Below are 15,472 nucleotides of genomic sequence, written 5' to 3'. Positions count from 1 at the left end.
GGTTCCCCGCCATGCCCCAGCTGCCCACCCGCAGAGGACTGCTCTTCGGATCCGCCGCCGTCTCCGCCGGAGCCCTCCTCACGGCTTGCACCAGCAACGAGCCGAAGGACTCCGCACCGGCCGCGGACGAGCGGCCGGCCGCTGACGGCAAGCCCGGCAAGCACGTCACCATCGGCTTCGCCGGACCGCAGGCCGACCACGGCTGGCTCAACGCCATCAACGACAACGCCAAGAGCCGCGCGAAGAAGTACTCCGACGTCACCCTGGAGATCACCGAGGGCTCCAACGACACCGCGCAGCAGATCGGCCAGATCGAGACGCTGATCAACAAGAAGGTCGACGTGCTGGTGGTGCTGCCCGCCGACGGCAAGGCCCTCACCCAGGTCGGCCTGAAGGCGATGCGCGCCGGCATTCCCGTGGTCAACCTCGACCGCGTCTTCAACACCCCGCAGGCCTACCGCTGCTGGATCGGCGGCGACAACTACGGCATGGGCCTGAGCGCCGGCCACTACATCGGCGAGAAGCTCAAGGGCAAGCCGAACGCCAAGGTCGTCGAACTCGCGGGGCTCGACAACCTGGAGCTGACCAAGCAGCGCACCCAGGGCTTCGACGACGCGCTGAAGAACTACCCCAACATCCGCAAGGTCGCCCGCCAGGCCGCCGAGTTCACCGTGGAGTCCGGGCAGGCCAAGATGGCCCAGCTGCTGCAGGCCCAGTCGGGCTTCGACGCGCTGTGGAACCACGACGACGACCAGGGCGTCGGCGCGCTGCGCGCCATCGAGCAGGCCGGCCGTGACGACTTCCTGATGGTCGGCGGCGCGGGCGCGCTCTCCGCCTTCCAGGCCATCAAGCAGGACAACGGCGTGCTGAAGGCGACCGTGCTCTACCCGCCCACCATGGCCGCCTCCGCCATCGACCTCGCCCGCGCCCTCGGCCAGGGCAAGGGCGTCGGCGGTCTCGCCGAGTTCGAGATCCCGGCGTCGATCACGCTCTACTCGGCCGTCGTCGACAAGACCAATGTCGACCGGTACATGCCCACCGGCTTCCGCTGACCGAGGGCCCCCGCCACACCGGGGCGAACGCAACGGCAGGGCCCGGCCCCGCACCCCCCACCGCACCGCCACGACGTCGTCACGACGAGGACGGAGGACTTACCCCATGGCACAGCCGCAGCAGTCAGACGGGACCCAGAGCCCGACGAGCCCGGCCGGCTCAGCGGGCCGGGACAGACCGCCGCTGCGCGTCGGGATGGTCGGCTACGCCTTCATGGGCGCCGCCCACTCCCAGGGCTGGCGCACCGCGGGCCGGGTCTTCGACCTGCCCCGCCGCCCGGAGCTGGCCGTGATCTGCGGCCGGGACGCCACGGCGGTGCGCGCGGCGGCCGACCGGCACGGCTGGGCTCAGGCCGTCACCGACTGGCGGGAGATGATCGAGCGCGACGACGTCGACCTCGTCGACATCTGCACCCCCGGCGACAGCCACGCCGAGATCGCGCTCGCCGCGCTCGCCGCGGGCAAGCACGTGCTGTGCGAGAAGCCGCTGGCCAACACCGTCGCTGAGGCCGAGGCGATGGTCCGTGCGGCGCAGGAGGCCGAGGCGCGGGGCCTGGTGGCGATGGTGGGCTTCAACTACCGCCGGGTCCCGGCGACCGCGCTGGCCCGCCGCATGGTCGCCGAGGGCCGGCTCGGCACCCTGCGGCACGTGCGGGTGACGTATCTCCAGGACTGGTTGGTCGATCCGGCCTTCCCGCTGACCTGGCGGCTGCGCAGGGAGCAGGCGGGCTCCGGCTCGCTCGGCGACCTCGGCGCACACATCGTGGACCTCGCCCAGTACCTCGCGGGGGAGCAGCTGGCCGGGGTGTCCGCGCTGACGGAGACGTTCGTGCGGGAGCGGCCGCTGCCCGCGGGGGCCGTACAAGGTCTGTCCGCCGGGACCGCCGCCGCCCGAACCGGCACGGTCACCGTCGACGACGCCGCCCTGTTCACCGGCCGGTTCACCTCCGGCGCCCTCGCCTCCTTCGAGGCCACCCGGTACGCCACCGGCCGCAAGAACGCCCTGCGCATCGAGCTGAACGGGGAGCGCGGCTCCCTGTCCTTCGACCTGGAGCGGCTCAACGAGCTCTGGTACCACGACGGCACCGAGCCCGGCGAGCACGCGGGCTTCCGCCGCATCCTCGTCACCGAACCCGACCACCCCTACGTGGACGCCTGGTGGCCGCCCGGCCACGGCCTCGGCTACGAGCACACCTTCGTCCACCAGGTCCGCGACCTCGTCCACGCGGTCGCCGAGGGCGGCCGCCCCGAACCCTCCTTCGCCGACGGGCTGCAGGTGCAGCGCGTACTCGCGGCCGTGGAGGAGAGCGCCGAGAAGAACTCCGTCTACACGCCCGTCGGGCTCTGAGGAGAAGCCACCGCCATGCCGCGTCCGTTCACGCTGTTCACCGGCCAGTGGGCCGACCTGCCCCTGGAAGAGGTCTGCCGGCTCGCCCGGGAATTCGGTTACGACGGCCTCGAACTCGCCTGCTGGGGAGACCACTTCGAGGTCGACAAGGCGCTCGCCGACCCGGCCTACATACCCTCGCGCCACCAGCTGCTCGACAAGTACGGCCTGAAGTGCTGGGCGGTCTCCAACCACCTCGTCGGCCAGGCCGTGTGCGACGCCATCATCGACGAACGCCATCAGGCCATCCTGCCGGCCGCCGTCTGGGACGACGGCGACGCCGAGGGCGTACGGCAGCGTGCCGCCGCACGGATGAAGGACACCGCGCGCGCCGCGGCCGCGTTCGGTGTCGACACCGTCATCGGCTTCACCGGCTCCGCGATCTGGCACCTGGTGGCGATGTTCCCGCCCGCCCCCGAGTCGATGATCGAGCGCGGCTACCAGGACTTCGTCGAGCGCTGGAACCCGATCCTGGACGTCTTCGACGCCGAGGGCGTCCGGTTCGCGCACGAGGTCCACCCCAGCGAGATCGCCTACGACTACTGGACCACCCAGCGCGCCCTCGAAGCGGTCGGCCACCGCCCCGCGTTCGGCCTGAACTTCGACCCCTCCCACTTCGTGTGGCAGGACCTCGACCCGGTCGGTTTCCTTCTGGACTTCCGCGACCGGATCTACCACGTCGACTGCAAGGAAGCCCGCAAGCGCCTCGACGGCCGCAACGGCCGCCTCGGCTCCCACCTGCCCTGGGGCGACCCGCGGCGTGGCTGGGACTTCGTCTCGGCCGGGCACGGCGACGTCCCCTGGGAGGACGTCTTCCGCATGCTGCGCTCCATCGGCTACCAGGGCCCGGTCTCCGTGGAATGGGAGGACGCCGGCATGGACCGGCTCCAGGGCGCCCCCGAGGCCCTGACCCGCCTGAAGGCGTACGACTTCGAACCTCCGACGGCGTCCTTCGACGCGGCGTTCGGCAACTGACTTCTCTTCCCCCTCTCCGGGATGACGGCGCATCCCGGCGTTCGCACCCGCCCGTACAACCAGCCCCTCATCTGGAGGCATTCGTGCACGGGAACGACCGCACCACCAGATCCCCTCGCTCACGTCTGCGCGCGGCACTCGCGCTGTTCAGCGGTGCCCTGCTCGCGGGCGCCACGCTCACCCTCACCACACCGCCGGCCGGCGCAGCCGTCGCCGACCAACAGGCCCTCACAGCCGAGGACTTCCAGCAGGTCACCCTCGCCAAGGGCGCGGCGGAGGTCGGCGAGCCGATGTCGCTGGCCGTGCTGCCGGACCGCTCCGTGCTGCACACCTCCCGCGACGGCACACTGCGCCTGACCGACGCCGCCGGCAACACCAGGCTCGCGGGCAAGCTCGCCGTGTACTCGCACGACGAGGAGGGCCTGCAGGGTGTGGGCATCGACCCGGACTTCACCAGCAACCGGTTCATCTACCTGTACTACGCGCCGCCGCTGAACACCCCGGCGGGCGACGCCCCCGAGAACGGCACCGGCGCCGACTTCGCGCCCTTCGACGGCGTCAACCGGCTCTCCCGCTTCGTGCTGAAGACGGACGGCACACTCGACCTCGCCAGCGAGAAGGAGATCCTCGACGTCCCCACCACGCGCGGCCTGTGCTGCCACGTCGGCGGTGACATCGACTTCGACGCGGCCGGCAACCTCTACCTGTCGACCGGCGACGACACCAACCCCTTCCAGTCCGATGGCTACACCCCGATCGACGAGCGGGCGGACCGCAACCCCGGCTTCGACGCCCAGCGCACCGCCGGCAACACCAACGACCTGCGCGGCAAGATCCTGCGCATCAAGGTGAACGCCGACGGCTCCTACTCCGTCCCCGACGGCAACCTCTTCGCGCCCGGCACGGCCAAGACACGGCCCGAGATCTACGCCATGGGCTTCCGCAACCCGTTCCGGTTCAGCGTCGACAAGAAGACCGGCATCCTCTACGTCGGCGACTACGGCCCCGACGCCGGTTCCGCCAGCCCCAGCCGCGGTCCCGCCGGCCAGGTCGAGTTCGCCCGCGTCACCGGCCCCGGCAACTTCGGCTGGCCGTACTGCACGGGCGCCAACGACGCCTACATCGACTACGACTTCGCCACGAAGACCTCCGGCGCCGCGTTCGACTGCGACGCGCCGAAGAACACCTCCCCGCACAACACCGGCCTGACCGACCTGCCCCCGGCCCAGCCCGCATGGATCCCCTACGACAACGGCTCCGTGCCCGAGTTCGGCTCCGGCTCCGAGTCCCCGATGGGCGGCCCGGTCTACCACTACGACCCGGCGCTCGACTCGCCGGTGAAGTTCCCCGAGGCCTACGACGGGAACTTCTTCGCCGGTGAGTTCGGCCGCCGCTGGATCAAGCGGATCGTCAGCGACGGCAACGGCACCGTGCAGTCCATCAACCCCTTCCCCTGGACCGGCACCCAGGTGATGGACATGGCCTTCGGCCCCGACGGCGCCCTGTACGTCCTCGACTACGGCCTCTCCTGGTTCGGCGGTGACGACAACTCGGCTCTGTACCGCATCGAGAACGCCACCGACGGCCACTCACCGGTCCCGCAGGCCGCCGCGAGCCGCACCAACGGGCAGGCGCCGCTGAAGGTGCAGTTCTCCTCCGCCGGCACCACCGACCAGGACGGCGACGCCCTCACCTACAGCTGGGACTTCGGGGACGGCGCCAAGTCGACCGAGGCCGACCCCACGCACAAGTACAAGACGAACGGCACCTACACCGCGACCCTGACCGCCAAGGACCCCGGCGGCCGCACCGGCAGCGCCAGCGTGCAGATCGTCGTCGGCAACACCGCGCCGAAGGTGACACTCGAACTGCCGCAGGACGGGCAGCTGTTCAGCTTCGGTGACGCCATCCCGTTCAAGGTGAAGGTGACCGACCCCGAGGACGGTACGGCGATCGACTGCTCCAAGGTCACCGTCACCTTCGTCCTCGGCCACGACAGCCACGGCCACCCGCTGACCTCCGCCACGGGCTGCTCCGGCACCATCCAGACCAGCGCCGACGGCGGCCACGACGAGGACGCCAACATCTTCGGCGTCTTCGACGCCCAGTACACCGACAACGGAGGCGGCGGCCAGGCCCCGCTCACCACGCACGCCCGGCACGTCACCCAGCCCAAGCACCGCCAGGCCGAGCACTTCGGTGACAGCTCCGGCGTCACCGTCGTCGCCAAGGACACCGCGCACGGCGGCAGGACCGTGGGCGACATCGACAACGGCGACTGGATCTCCTTCACGCCGTACGCCCTGAGCAACGCCACGAAGATCACCGCCCGGGTCTCCTCCGGCGGCGCGGGCGGCACCCTCGAGGTGCGCGCCGGCTCCCCGACCGGGACCCTGCTCGGCAAGGCGGCCGTCCCGGTCACCGGCGGCTGGGAGACCTTCCAGGACGTCGAGGCAGGCCTGTCCCGCGCACCCCGCGGCACCACCACGCTGTACCTGGTGTTCAAGGGCGGCACCGGAGCCCTGTTCGACGTGGACGACTTCACCTTCACGACCGGCTGAGAGGAGGACATCATGCGAACCGTCGGCAGACTCACCACCGCCGCCGCGACCGCCGCGCTGCTGCTCGGCTGTGCGACCGGCCCGGCGACATCCCAGCCCGGCGACGGCAAGCGGGTGCTGGTCTTCTCCAAGACGGCCGGCTTCCGCCACGACTCCATCCCGGACGGTGTGGCAGCGGTGAAGCAGCTCGGCGCGAGCGGCGGCTTCACGGTCGACGCCACCGAGGACGCGGGCGCGTTCACGCCGGGCAACCTGCGCCGGTACGCCGCGGTCGTGTTCCTGTCCACGACCGGGGACGTCCTGGACGCCGCCCAGCAGCGGGCCTTCGAGGACTACGTCCACCACGGCGGCGGCTACGTCGGCGTGCACGCCGCCGCCGACACCGAGTACGACTGGGCGTTCTACGGCGGACTGGCCGGCGCTTACTTCCAGTCGCACCCGGCGATCCAGCCCGCCACCGTCACGGTCGAGGACCGGGCGCACCCGGCGACCGCCCACCTCGGGCCGGCCTGGAACCGCACCGACGAGTGGTACAACTACCGCTCCGATCCCCGCGAGCGGGCGCACGTCCTCGCCTCGCTGGACGAGTCGTCGTACAGCGGCGGCACCATGAACGGCGACCACCCGATCGCCTGGTGCCAGGAGTACCAGGGCGGCCGCGCCTTCTACACCGGCGGCGGCCACACCAAGGAGTCCTACGCCGATCCCGCCTTCCGGCAGCACCTGCTGGGCGGCATCCGGTACGCCATCGGCGCCGCCCAGGCGGACTGCCGCCCGGAGAACGGCTACCGTCCGCTCTTCGACGGCACCTCCCTGGACGGCTGGCGGCAGGCCGGACCGGGCTCCTTCACCCTGTCCGAGGACGGCACGCTCACCTCGTCCGGAGGGCTGGGCCTGCTCTGGTACGCGAACCAGAGCTTCGGGTCGTACTCCCTGAAGCTCGACTGGAAGGTGGCCGGCGACGACAACTCCGGTGTGTTCGTGGGCTTCCCGCCCTCGGACGACCCCTGGTCGGCCGTGGACAACGGGTACGAGGTCCAGATCGACGCCACCGACGTCCCGGAGAAGACCACCGGGTCCGTCTACGGCTTCCGGTCCGCCGATCTGAAGAAGCGTGATCGTGCGCTGAACCCGCCGGGGGAGTGGAACACCTACGAGATCCGCGTGCAGGGCGAACGCCTGCGCGTGTGGCTCAACGGCGTGCAGATCAACGACTTCACCAACACCGATCCGGCCCGGAGCCTGACGGACGGGCACATCGGCGTCCAGAACCACGGAGCCGGTGACGAGGTGTCCTTCCGCGACATCCGGATCAAGGAACTGCCCGCCCAGGGCGACTGAGCGGCGGCGGGCGGGGGACGCCGGACTCCCGCCCGCCGTCTTTTCCCCCACCCTTTTCAGGGTTCGCACGCGACAAGGAGGCTGCCCATGTCCGCGTCCCGTACCGGAGTCTGGCTGATAGGCGCCCGCGGTTCGGTCGCCACGACCGTCGTGGCGGGCTGCGCCGCGCTGACGGCGGCCCTGCACCCGCCGACCGGGATGGTCACCGAGGCCCCGGAGTTCACCGCGGCCGGTCTGCCCCCGCTGGGCGCACTGGTCTTCGGCGGTCACGACACCGTCGACTGCCCGCTGCCCAAGCGGGCCGAGCACCTGGCCGCGGCCGGGGTGCTGCCGCACGGACTGCCCGCGGCCGTCACCGCGGAACTGGCCGCCGCGGACCGGGAGATCAGGCCCGGCGGACCGCTGCCGGGCGACACCAGGGACGCGGACCAGCTCATCGAGACCTTCACCGCCGACCTGACCGGCTTCTCGCGCAGAAACGATCTGGCACGGGTCGTCGTCGTGAACGTCGCCTCGACGGAACCGGCCCCCGCCGACGGCGCTTTGCCGCCGAGCTCCCTCTACGCGGCCGCCGCCCTGCGCGCCGGCTGCCCCTACGTCAACTTCACCCCCTCCACCGGACTGCACCACCCGGCGCTGACCGCCGAGGCCGCGGCGAGCGGGCTGCCGTACGCCGGACGGGACGGCAAGACCGGGCAGACGCTGCTGCGGTCCGTGCTCGGGCCGATGTTCGCGCAGCGCTCGCTCACCGTGCGGGCCTGGTCCGGCACCAATCTGCTCGGCGGGGGCGACGGCGCGGCCCTGGCCGATCCGGCCGCCGCGGCCGCCAAGAACGCCGGCAAGGAACGCGTCCTCACCGACACCCTCGGAGCGGTGCCGCAGGGCGAGGTCCACATCGACGACGTACCGGCCCTCGGCGACTTCAAGACCGCCTGGGACCACGTCGCCTTCGACGGCTTCCTCGGCACCCGCATGGTCCTGCAGACCATCTGGCAGGGCTGCGACTCCGCCCTCGCCGCACCCCTCGTCCTCGACCTGGCCCGGCTGACCGCCCGCGCCCACGAGGCCGGCCTGAGCGGACCGCTCACCGACCTGGGCTTCTACTTCAAGGACCCGGTCGGCGACGGCCCGGCGGCACTCGGGGAGCAGTACGCGGCACTGCTGCGGTTCGCCGGGCGGCTCGGCGGGGGACGGCGGTGAGCCCCCGGCTGCGCGCCTGGGCCGAACTGCTGCGGCTGCCCGCCCTGTGCACGGTCCCCGGCGACGTCCTGGCGGGCGCCGCTGCCGCCGCCGTACGGCCGAACCGGCGCACGCTCCTCGCCGTCGGCGCCTCGGTGTGCCTGTACGAGGCGGGGATGGCCCTCAACGACTGGGCGGACCGCGCCGAGGACGCCGTGGACCGCCCGCACCGGCCGCTTCCGTCGGGCCGCGTCCGCCCCGCCGCGGCTCTCACGGCGGCCGGTGCGCTCACGGCGGCCGGCCTGGGCCTCGCGGCCCGTGCCGGCCGCCCCGCCCTCACCGTCGCCGCCCCGCTCGCGGCCACGGTCTGGGCGTACGACCTCGCCCTGAAGCACACCCCGGCCGGCCCCGCGGCCATGGCGGCCGCCCGCGCCCTCGACCTGCTGCTCGGCGCTGCCGCCACCGCCGGCCGCACCCGCGCGGCCGTGCCGTCGGCGGCCCTGCTCGGCAGCCACACCCTCGCCGTCACGACGGTCTCCCGCACCGAGACCCGCGGCGGCTCCACCGCGGCCCCCCTGGCCGCCCTGGCCACGACCGCTCTGCTCACCCACCGTCTCCCGGCAGCCCGCGGCGACGCAGCCCCCCGCGGACTGCCGGGCCCCACCCTCACCGCCGCCCTGACCGCCCTGTATGCCGCCACCGCCGCCCGCCCCTACACCCACGCCGCCCTCAACCCCTCACCCCCGCTCACCCAGCGCGCCGTCGGCGCCGGTATCCGCGCCACCGTGCCGCTCCAGGCCGCGCTCGCCGCACGCTCCGGCGCCCGGGGCAGCGCGCTGCTGGTCGCGGCGCTCGCGCCCCTGGGCGCCCGCCTCGCGAAGCGGGTGAGCATCACATGAGCCTCCGCTTCGGGTACGGCACCAACGGCCTGGCCGATCTGCGCCTGGACGACGCCCTCGCCCTGCTCGCCGACCTCGGCTACGACGGCGTGGGCCTGACCCTCGACCACATGCACCTCGACCCGCTGGCCCCCGACCTGCCGACCCGCACCAGCCGGATCGCGCGCCGGCTCGCCGAACTGGGCCTGGGCGTCACCGTCGAGACCGGCGCCCGCTATGTCCTCGACCCGCGCCGCAAACACGGCCCGACCCTGCTCGACGCCGACCCCGACGACCGCGCCCGCCGCACCGACCTGCTGCTGCGCGCCGTCCGCATCGCCGCCGGCCTCGGCGCGCACGCCGTGCACTGCTTCAGCGGCGTCACGCCGGCCGGCACCGAGGAGGACACCGCCTGGAAGCGGCTCGCCGAGTCCCTCGCACCCGTACTGGACGCGGCCGCCGCAGCCGGCGTCCCGCTCGCCGTGGAACCCGAACCCGGCCACCTCCTCGCCACCCTCGACGACTTCCACCGCCTGCGCCGCGCCCTCGGCGATCCCGCACCCCTCGGCCTCACCCTCGACATCGGCCACTGCCAGTGCCTGGAGCCGCTGCCGCCCGCCGACTGCGTCCGGGCCGCCGCGCCGTGGCTGCGGCACGTGCAGATCGAGGACATGCGCCGCGGCGTCCACGAACACCTCCCGTTCGGCGACGGCGAGATCGACTTCCCGCCCGTGCTGGCCGCCCTCGCCGAGGTCGGCTACCAGGGCCTCACGGTCGTCGAACTGCCCCGCCACTCCCACGCGGGCCCGCACTTCGCGGCGCTCTCCCTGCCCTTCCTCAGGCACGCACAAGGGAGCACCTCATGAACCACCTCACCGCGGACGACCTGCGCGACCGGCTGCCCGGCGCCGCCCGCGCCTGGCTCGACCGGGCCCTGGACGAGGCCGCCGCGCATCCCGGGGCACACGGCCCGATCTCCGTGTGGGAACTGCGCCTGGCCGAGGCCGGCAGACGCTGCGGACCCGAGCACGCGACCGCCGCCCGCGCCCTCATCCTCGCCGCCGCCCGCCCCGACCCGGACGCGCTGGCCCGCGTGTACCACCAGGGCACCGCCGAGGAACGCCTCGCCGTGCTGCGCGCGCTGGCCGGCCTGGTACCCGGACCGGACGCCCTGCCGCTGGTCGAGGACGCGCTGCGCACCAACGACACCCGGCTGCTGGCCGCCGCCGTCGGCCCCTACGCCGCCCGCCACCTCGATCCGCACGGCTGGCGGCACGCCGTACTGAAGTGCCTGTTCACCGGCGTGCCCGTGGACGCCATCGCCGACCTGGACCGGCGCGCCCGCGGCGACGCCGAACTCGCCCGCATGCTCCGCGACTACGCCGCCGAACGCACCGCCGCCGGCCGTGCCGTACCGGACGACCTGCGCCGCGTGCTCGCCCTGACCGAGGAGGGGGATCAGTGATGCGCATCTTCGACCCGCACATCCACATGACGTCCCGCACGACCGACGACTACGCGGCCATGCACGCCGCCGGGGTGCGCGCCGTGGTCGAGCCCGCCTTCTGGCTGGGGCAGCCCCGCACCGCGCCCGCCACGTTCTACGACTACTTCGACTCACTGCTCGGCTGGGAGCCGTTCCGCGCCGCCCAGTACGGCATCGCCCACCACTGCACGATCGCCCTCAACCCCAAGGAGGCCAACGACCCGCGCTGCCTCCCCGTCCTCGACGAACTGCCCCGCTACCTCGTCAAGGACCGCGTGGTCGCCGTCGGCGAGATCGGCTACGACGCGATGACACCCGCCGAGGACAAGGCCCTGGCCGTGCAGCTCCAGCTCGCCGCCGACCACGGCCTGCCCGCCCTCGTGCACACCCCGCACCGCGACAAGCTCGCAGGCCTGCGCCGCACCCTCGACGTCGTACGCGAGTCGGCGCTGGCCCCGCAGCGGGTCCTGGTCGACCACCTCAACGAGACCACGGTCAAGGAGGCGAAGGACAGCGGCTGCTGGCTGGGCTTCTCCGTCTACCCGGACACCAAGATGGACGAGGCCCGCATGGTCGCCCTCCTGCGCACCTACGGCCCCGATCGGGTGCTGGTGAACTCCGCCGCCGACTGGGGCCGCAGTGACCCCCTCAAGACCCGCAAGGTCGCCGACCTGATGCTGGCCGAAGGGTTCACCGAGGACGACGTGGACCGCGTCCTGTGGCGCAACCCGGTCGCGTTCTACGGCCTCAGCGGCCGCCTCGCCCTGGAGGTCGCCGCGACCGGCCCCACCCACGAGGGCAACTCCGTGCTGCGCGGCGGGGAGTGACGCCGATGCGCTTCCGCCACCCCGACGGCTCCACGGTCCACCTCGCCTACTGCACCAACGTCCACCCGGCCGAGACCCTCGACGGCGTCCTCGCGCAACTCCGGGACCACTGCGAGCCGGTGCGCCGCCGCCTCGGCCGCGACCGCCTCGGCATCGGCCTGTGGCTCGCGCAGGGCGCCGCCCGCGCCCTGGCCACCGACCCGGCCGCGCTGCGCGGCCTGCGCGACGAGCTCGAAAGGCGCGGCCTGGAGGTCGTCACCCTCAACGGCTTCCCGTACGAGGGATTCGGCGCCGAGGAGGTCAAGTACCGCGTGTACCGGCCCGACTGGTCCGACCCGGAACGGCTGGAGTACACCAGCGCCCTCGCCCGCATCCTCACCGTCCTGCTCCCCGACGACGTCACCGAGGGCAGCATCTCCACCCTGCCGCTCGCCTGGCGCACCGCGGCGGAAACGGGCCGCGGACTCGACGCGCTGCGGATGCTCGGCGAACGTCTCGACGCCCTGCAGGAGCTGACCGGCCGCAGCGTGCGGATCGGCCTGGAGCCCGAGCCGGGGTGCGTCGTCGAGACCACCGGCGACGCCCTCGCCCCGCTCGCCGCGATCCGCCATCCCCGCATCGGCGTGTGCGTGGACACGTGCCACCTCGCCACCTCCTTCGAGGACCCGGACACCGCCCTGGACGCCCTCACCGCGGCCGGCGTCCCCATCGTCAAGTCCCAGCTGTCCGCGGCCCTGCACGCCGATCAGCCCCACCTGCCCGAGGTGCGGGCGGCGCTGGCCCAGTTCGCCGAGCCCCGCTTCCTGCACCAGACCCGCACGACGACCACCACCGGCCTGCGCGGCACCGACGACCTCGACGAGGCCGTGGCCGGCGACGCCCTGCCCGACGCCACCCCCTGGCGTGCCCACTTCCATGTGCCGCTGCACGCGGACCCCGCCCCGCCGCTGACCTCCACGCTGCCCGTCCTCAAAGCCGCCCTGGCCCGGCTGGCCGGCGGACCGCAACCGCTCACCCGTCACCTGGAGGTCGAGACCTACACCTGGCAGGCCCTGCCGCCCGAGCTGCGCCCCCGCACCCGCGACCGGCTCGTCGATGGAATCGCCGCCGAACTCACCCTGGCCCGCGACCTGCTGACGGACCTCGGTCTTAAGGAGCTGCCATGAGCACCACCGAGCCGACCCCCCTGCTCGTGCTGGACGTCGTCGGCCTCAGCCCGCGCCTGCTCGCCCACATGCCCCGCCTGCGAGCACTCGCGGACACCGGCTCCCGCGCCCCTTTGGACACCGTCCTGCCCGCCGTCACCTGCTCCGCCCAGGCCACCTTCCTCACCGGCACCCACCCCGACGAGCACGGCATCGTCGGCAACGGCTGGTACTTCCGCGACCTCGGTGACGTCCTGCTGTGGCGGCAGCACAACGCGCTGATCGAGGGCGACAAGCTGTGGGACGCCGCCCGCCGCGCGCACCCCGGCTACACGGTCGCCAACGTCTGCTGGTGGTACGCGATGGGCGCCGACACCGACTACACGGTCACCCCCCGCCCGGTGTACTACGCCGACGGCCGCAAGGAACCCGACTGCTACACCTGGCCCCCGGCCCTGCACGACGAACTGACGGAAGAGTTCGGCACGTTCCCCCTCTTCCACTACTGGGGCCCCACCGCCGACCTCACCTCCAGCCGCTGGATCATCGACGCCACCCGGCACATCAACCGCACCCGCCGACCGAACCTGACGCTGTGTTACCTACCCCACCTGGACTACGACCTCCAGCGCTACGGCCCCGACGATCCGCGCTCCCACCGCGCCGCCGCCGACCTCGACACCGCCCTCGCCCCGCTGCTGGACGACGCCCGTACCGAGGGCCGTACCGTGCTCGCTCTGTCGGAGTACGGGATCACCCCGGTGCGCCGCCCCGTCGACATCAACCGCGCCCTGCGCCGCGCCGGTCTGCTCCAGGTGCACACCCAGGACGGCATGGAGTACCTGGACCCGATGGCCTCCCGTGCCTTCGCCGTCGCCGACCACCAGATCGCCCACGTCTACGTCCGCCGCCCCGAGGACCTCGCCGCCACCCGCGCCGCCCTCGACGGCCTGCCCGGCCTCGCCGACCTGCTCGACGACGAGGGCAAGAAGGCCCACCACCTGGACAACCCGCGCGCAGGGGAACTCGTCGCCGTCGCGGAAGAGGACGCCTGGTTCACGTACTACTACTGGCTCGACGACGCCCGCGCACCCGACTTCGCGCGGCTCGTCGACATCCACCGCAAACCCGGCTACGACCCGGCCGAGCTGTTCATGGACCCGCTCGACCCCTACGTGAAACTCCGCGCGGCCGGCGCCCTGGCCCGCAAGAAGATCGGCCTGCGCTACCGCATGGCGGTCGTGCCGCTGGACCCGGCACCCGTGCGCGGCAGCCACGGCCGCCTCCCCACGAGCGACGACGACGGTCCGCTCGTCCTGTGCTCCACCCCCCGCGCCGTCGCTGACCGTCTCGCGGCCACCGACGTGAAGTCCCTCCTGCTCCACCTTGCCGGTCTCGACGGACCGGACCACCATGGCGAAGAGAGGCACCCGTGAACGACATCCGCACCCCCGACGACCAGCTGCGCCGCTCCCTCGGCATCGGCCGCCGCTCCTTCCTGAGCACCTGCACCGCCGTCGCGGCCGGCGCGATCGCCGCGCCCGTCCTCGGCGCGGCCCCCGTGCACGCCGCCACCCCGGCGGCCGCCGACGACGACACCGCCCGGGGGCACGAGCTGGTGCCCGCCGACCGGCGCGGCATCATCCTGTACACCGTCCGCGACGCCATCGGCCGCGACCCGCTGACCACCACCCTGCCCTCCGGCTTCCGCGCCGTCTTTGAGCAGCTCGCCCGGTTCGGCTACCGGCAGGTCGAGTTCGCCGGCTACGGCCAGCACGCCAACGCGCCCGGCGGGGCGAACCTGGAGTCCGTGCAGGGCGCCAGGCTGCTGCGCGGCTGGCTCGACGACTACGGGCTGCGCGCCCAGGGCAACCACGGCTTCATCCCGCCGTCCTGGCCGCTGACCAGCGCCGACCTGGACACCTTCAAGAAGCACCTGGAAATCGCGAACATCCTCGGCATGGCGCACATGGGCACCGGTGGCGACCCCACCTCCAGCGCCGTGAAGTCCGACTGGGAGGTGGCCGCCGACAAGTGGAACGCCCTGGGCGAGATCGCCCGCTCCGCCGGCATCAAGCTGTACACCCACAACCACGACGCCGCCTACGGCTTCCTGCTGGACGGCGGCCCGCTGGACGCACAGGGCCGGCCCACCCGCAGCTCCGGCCTGCGCAAGCTGGAGTACTTCCTCACCGTCACCGACCCGCAGCTGGTCTGGCTGGAGATGGACGTCTTCTGGGCCCATGTGGCGCAGTACAAGTTCCGCACCTACACCGCCCACGACGGCTCCACCCAGACGAACATCTTCGACCCGGCCGGCCTGGTCGAGCGGTACAACAAGCGCTACCCGCTCTTCCACGCCAAGGACGGCGTCGTGAACAACACCAACGGCATGGGCTACGACATGGTGCCGTTCGGCACCGGCGTGATCGACTACACGACGTTCTTCACCCGCGTGGGCCACCGCAACTACCACAACCCGATGGTCGAGCAGGACAACGCGCCCAGCGCCACCAACCCGGGGCAGTCGCTGGAGCACGCGGCGATCGGCTACCGCAACCTGGCGGCCCTGCGCCGCAAGTAGCGCACCCATGAGGAGGGGCCTCCCCGGCGGCGCGGGGGAGGCCCCTCCTCAGGTGCC

13 protein-coding genes are annotated in these 15,472 nt (G+C 72.8%); all 13 read left to right on the top strand.

All coding sequences use genetic code 11. The features are described from left to right. Positions 1-11: 11 nt before the first annotated feature. A complete protein-coding gene (locus AB0J12_RS00450) occupies positions 12-1,052 on the top strand; it encodes a substrate-binding domain-containing protein (protein WP_363261870.1) in 1,041 nt (346 codons plus the stop codon). Between the two features lie 106 nt (positions 1,053-1,158). Next, a complete protein-coding gene (locus tag AB0J12_RS00445) occupies positions 1,159-2,400 on the top strand; it encodes a Gfo/Idh/MocA family oxidoreductase (protein WP_363261869.1) in 1,242 nt (413 codons plus the stop codon). 15 nt (positions 2,401-2,415) lie between these two features. Then, the gene (locus AB0J12_RS00440) at positions 2,416-3,414 is read left to right on the top strand and encodes a sugar phosphate isomerase/epimerase family protein (RefSeq protein ID WP_363261868.1); all 999 of its coding nucleotides are present in this window, start codon (positions 2,416-2,418) and stop codon (positions 3,412-3,414) included. A gap of 83 nt (positions 3,415-3,497) precedes the next feature. Beyond that, a complete protein-coding gene (locus AB0J12_RS00435; protein ID WP_363261867.1) occupies positions 3,498-5,975 on the top strand; it encodes a PQQ-dependent sugar dehydrogenase in 2,478 nt (825 codons plus the stop codon). A gap of 12 nt (positions 5,976-5,987) precedes the next feature. Further along, positions 5,988-7,316 (top strand): ThuA domain-containing protein, encoded by a 1,329-nt coding sequence (locus AB0J12_RS00430; protein ID WP_363261866.1) that lies wholly within the window; start codon positions 5,988-5,990, stop codon positions 7,314-7,316. A gap of 87 nt (positions 7,317-7,403) precedes the next feature. Then, the gene (locus AB0J12_RS00425; RefSeq protein ID WP_363261865.1) at positions 7,404-8,516 is read left to right on the top strand and encodes an inositol-3-phosphate synthase; all 1,113 of its coding nucleotides are present in this window, start codon (positions 7,404-7,406) and stop codon (positions 8,514-8,516) included. Continuing rightward, on the top strand, positions 8,513-9,394 hold the full coding sequence (locus AB0J12_RS00420) for an SCO3242 family prenyltransferase (RefSeq protein WP_363261864.1): 882 nt from the start codon (positions 8,513-8,515) through the stop codon (positions 9,392-9,394). Before AB0J12_RS00425 ends, AB0J12_RS00420 begins: the two co-directional genes overlap by 4 nt. Continuing rightward, the gene (locus AB0J12_RS00415) at positions 9,391-10,239 is read left to right on the top strand and encodes a sugar phosphate isomerase/epimerase family protein (RefSeq protein ID WP_363261863.1); all 849 of its coding nucleotides are present in this window, start codon (positions 9,391-9,393) and stop codon (positions 10,237-10,239) included. Before AB0J12_RS00420 ends, AB0J12_RS00415 begins: the two co-directional genes overlap by 4 nt. After that, positions 10,236-10,838 (top strand): EboA domain-containing protein, encoded by a 603-nt coding sequence (locus AB0J12_RS00410; protein ID WP_363261862.1) that lies wholly within the window; start codon positions 10,236-10,238, stop codon positions 10,836-10,838. Before AB0J12_RS00415 ends, AB0J12_RS00410 begins: the two co-directional genes overlap by 4 nt. After that, a complete protein-coding gene (locus AB0J12_RS00405; RefSeq protein ID WP_363261861.1) occupies positions 10,838-11,686 on the top strand; it encodes a TatD family hydrolase in 849 nt (282 codons plus the stop codon). Before AB0J12_RS00410 ends, AB0J12_RS00405 begins: the two co-directional genes overlap by 1 nt. Before the next feature lie 5 nt (positions 11,687-11,691). Continuing rightward, positions 11,692-12,852, top strand: coding sequence for a metabolite traffic protein EboE (gene eboE / locus AB0J12_RS00400; RefSeq protein ID WP_363261860.1), 1,161 nt, complete (start codon positions 11,692-11,694; stop codon positions 12,850-12,852). After that, complete coding sequence (locus AB0J12_RS00395; protein ID WP_363261859.1) at positions 12,849-14,267, top strand: nucleotide pyrophosphatase/phosphodiesterase family protein; 1,419 nt, start codon at positions 12,849-12,851, stop codon at positions 14,265-14,267. Before eboE ends, AB0J12_RS00395 begins: the two co-directional genes overlap by 4 nt. Further along, positions 14,264-15,415 carry a TIM barrel protein gene (locus tag AB0J12_RS00390; protein WP_363261858.1) on the top strand — a complete coding sequence of 384 codons (1,152 nt, stop codon included), beginning with the start codon at positions 14,264-14,266 and terminating at the stop codon, positions 15,413-15,415. Before AB0J12_RS00395 ends, AB0J12_RS00390 begins: the two co-directional genes overlap by 4 nt. Positions 15,416-15,472 lie beyond the last annotated feature (57 nt).

The organism is Streptomyces sp. NPDC049915, assembly GCF_040656475.1.
Taxonomy (GTDB): Bacteria; Actinomycetota; Actinomycetes; order Streptomycetales; family Streptomycetaceae; genus Streptomyces.
The sequence above is the reverse complement of the archived record's forward strand: the minus strand, read 5'-3'. Positions and strand labels throughout refer to the sequence as shown.

Bases quoted from the DNA above. Each gene is read 5' to 3' on its own strand.
- AB0J12_RS00450 (WP_363261870.1), top strand. From the start codon at position 12: ATGCCCCAGCTGCCCACCCGCAGAGGACTGCTCTTCGGATCCGCCGCC.
- AB0J12_RS00445 (WP_363261869.1), top strand. From the start codon at position 1,159: ATGGCACAGCCGCAGCAGTCAGACGGGACCCAGAGCCCGACGAGCCCG.
- AB0J12_RS00440 (WP_363261868.1), top strand. From the start codon at position 2,416: ATGCCGCGTCCGTTCACGCTGTTCACCGGCCAGTGGGCCGACCTGCCC.
- AB0J12_RS00430 (WP_363261866.1), top strand. From the start codon at position 5,988: ATGCGAACCGTCGGCAGACTCACCACCGCCGCCGCGACCGCCGCGCTG.
- AB0J12_RS00425 (WP_363261865.1), top strand. From the start codon at position 7,404: ATGTCCGCGTCCCGTACCGGAGTCTGGCTGATAGGCGCCCGCGGTTCG.
- AB0J12_RS00415 (WP_363261863.1), top strand. From the start codon at position 9,391: ATGAGCCTCCGCTTCGGGTACGGCACCAACGGCCTGGCCGATCTGCGC.
- AB0J12_RS00410 (WP_363261862.1), top strand. From the start codon at position 10,236: ATGAACCACCTCACCGCGGACGACCTGCGCGACCGGCTGCCCGGCGCC.
- AB0J12_RS00405 (WP_363261861.1), top strand. From the start codon at position 10,838: ATGCGCATCTTCGACCCGCACATCCACATGACGTCCCGCACGACCGAC.
- eboE (WP_363261860.1), top strand. From the start codon at position 11,692: ATGCGCTTCCGCCACCCCGACGGCTCCACGGTCCACCTCGCCTACTGC.
- AB0J12_RS00395 (WP_363261859.1), top strand. From the start codon at position 12,849: ATGAGCACCACCGAGCCGACCCCCCTGCTCGTGCTGGACGTCGTCGGC.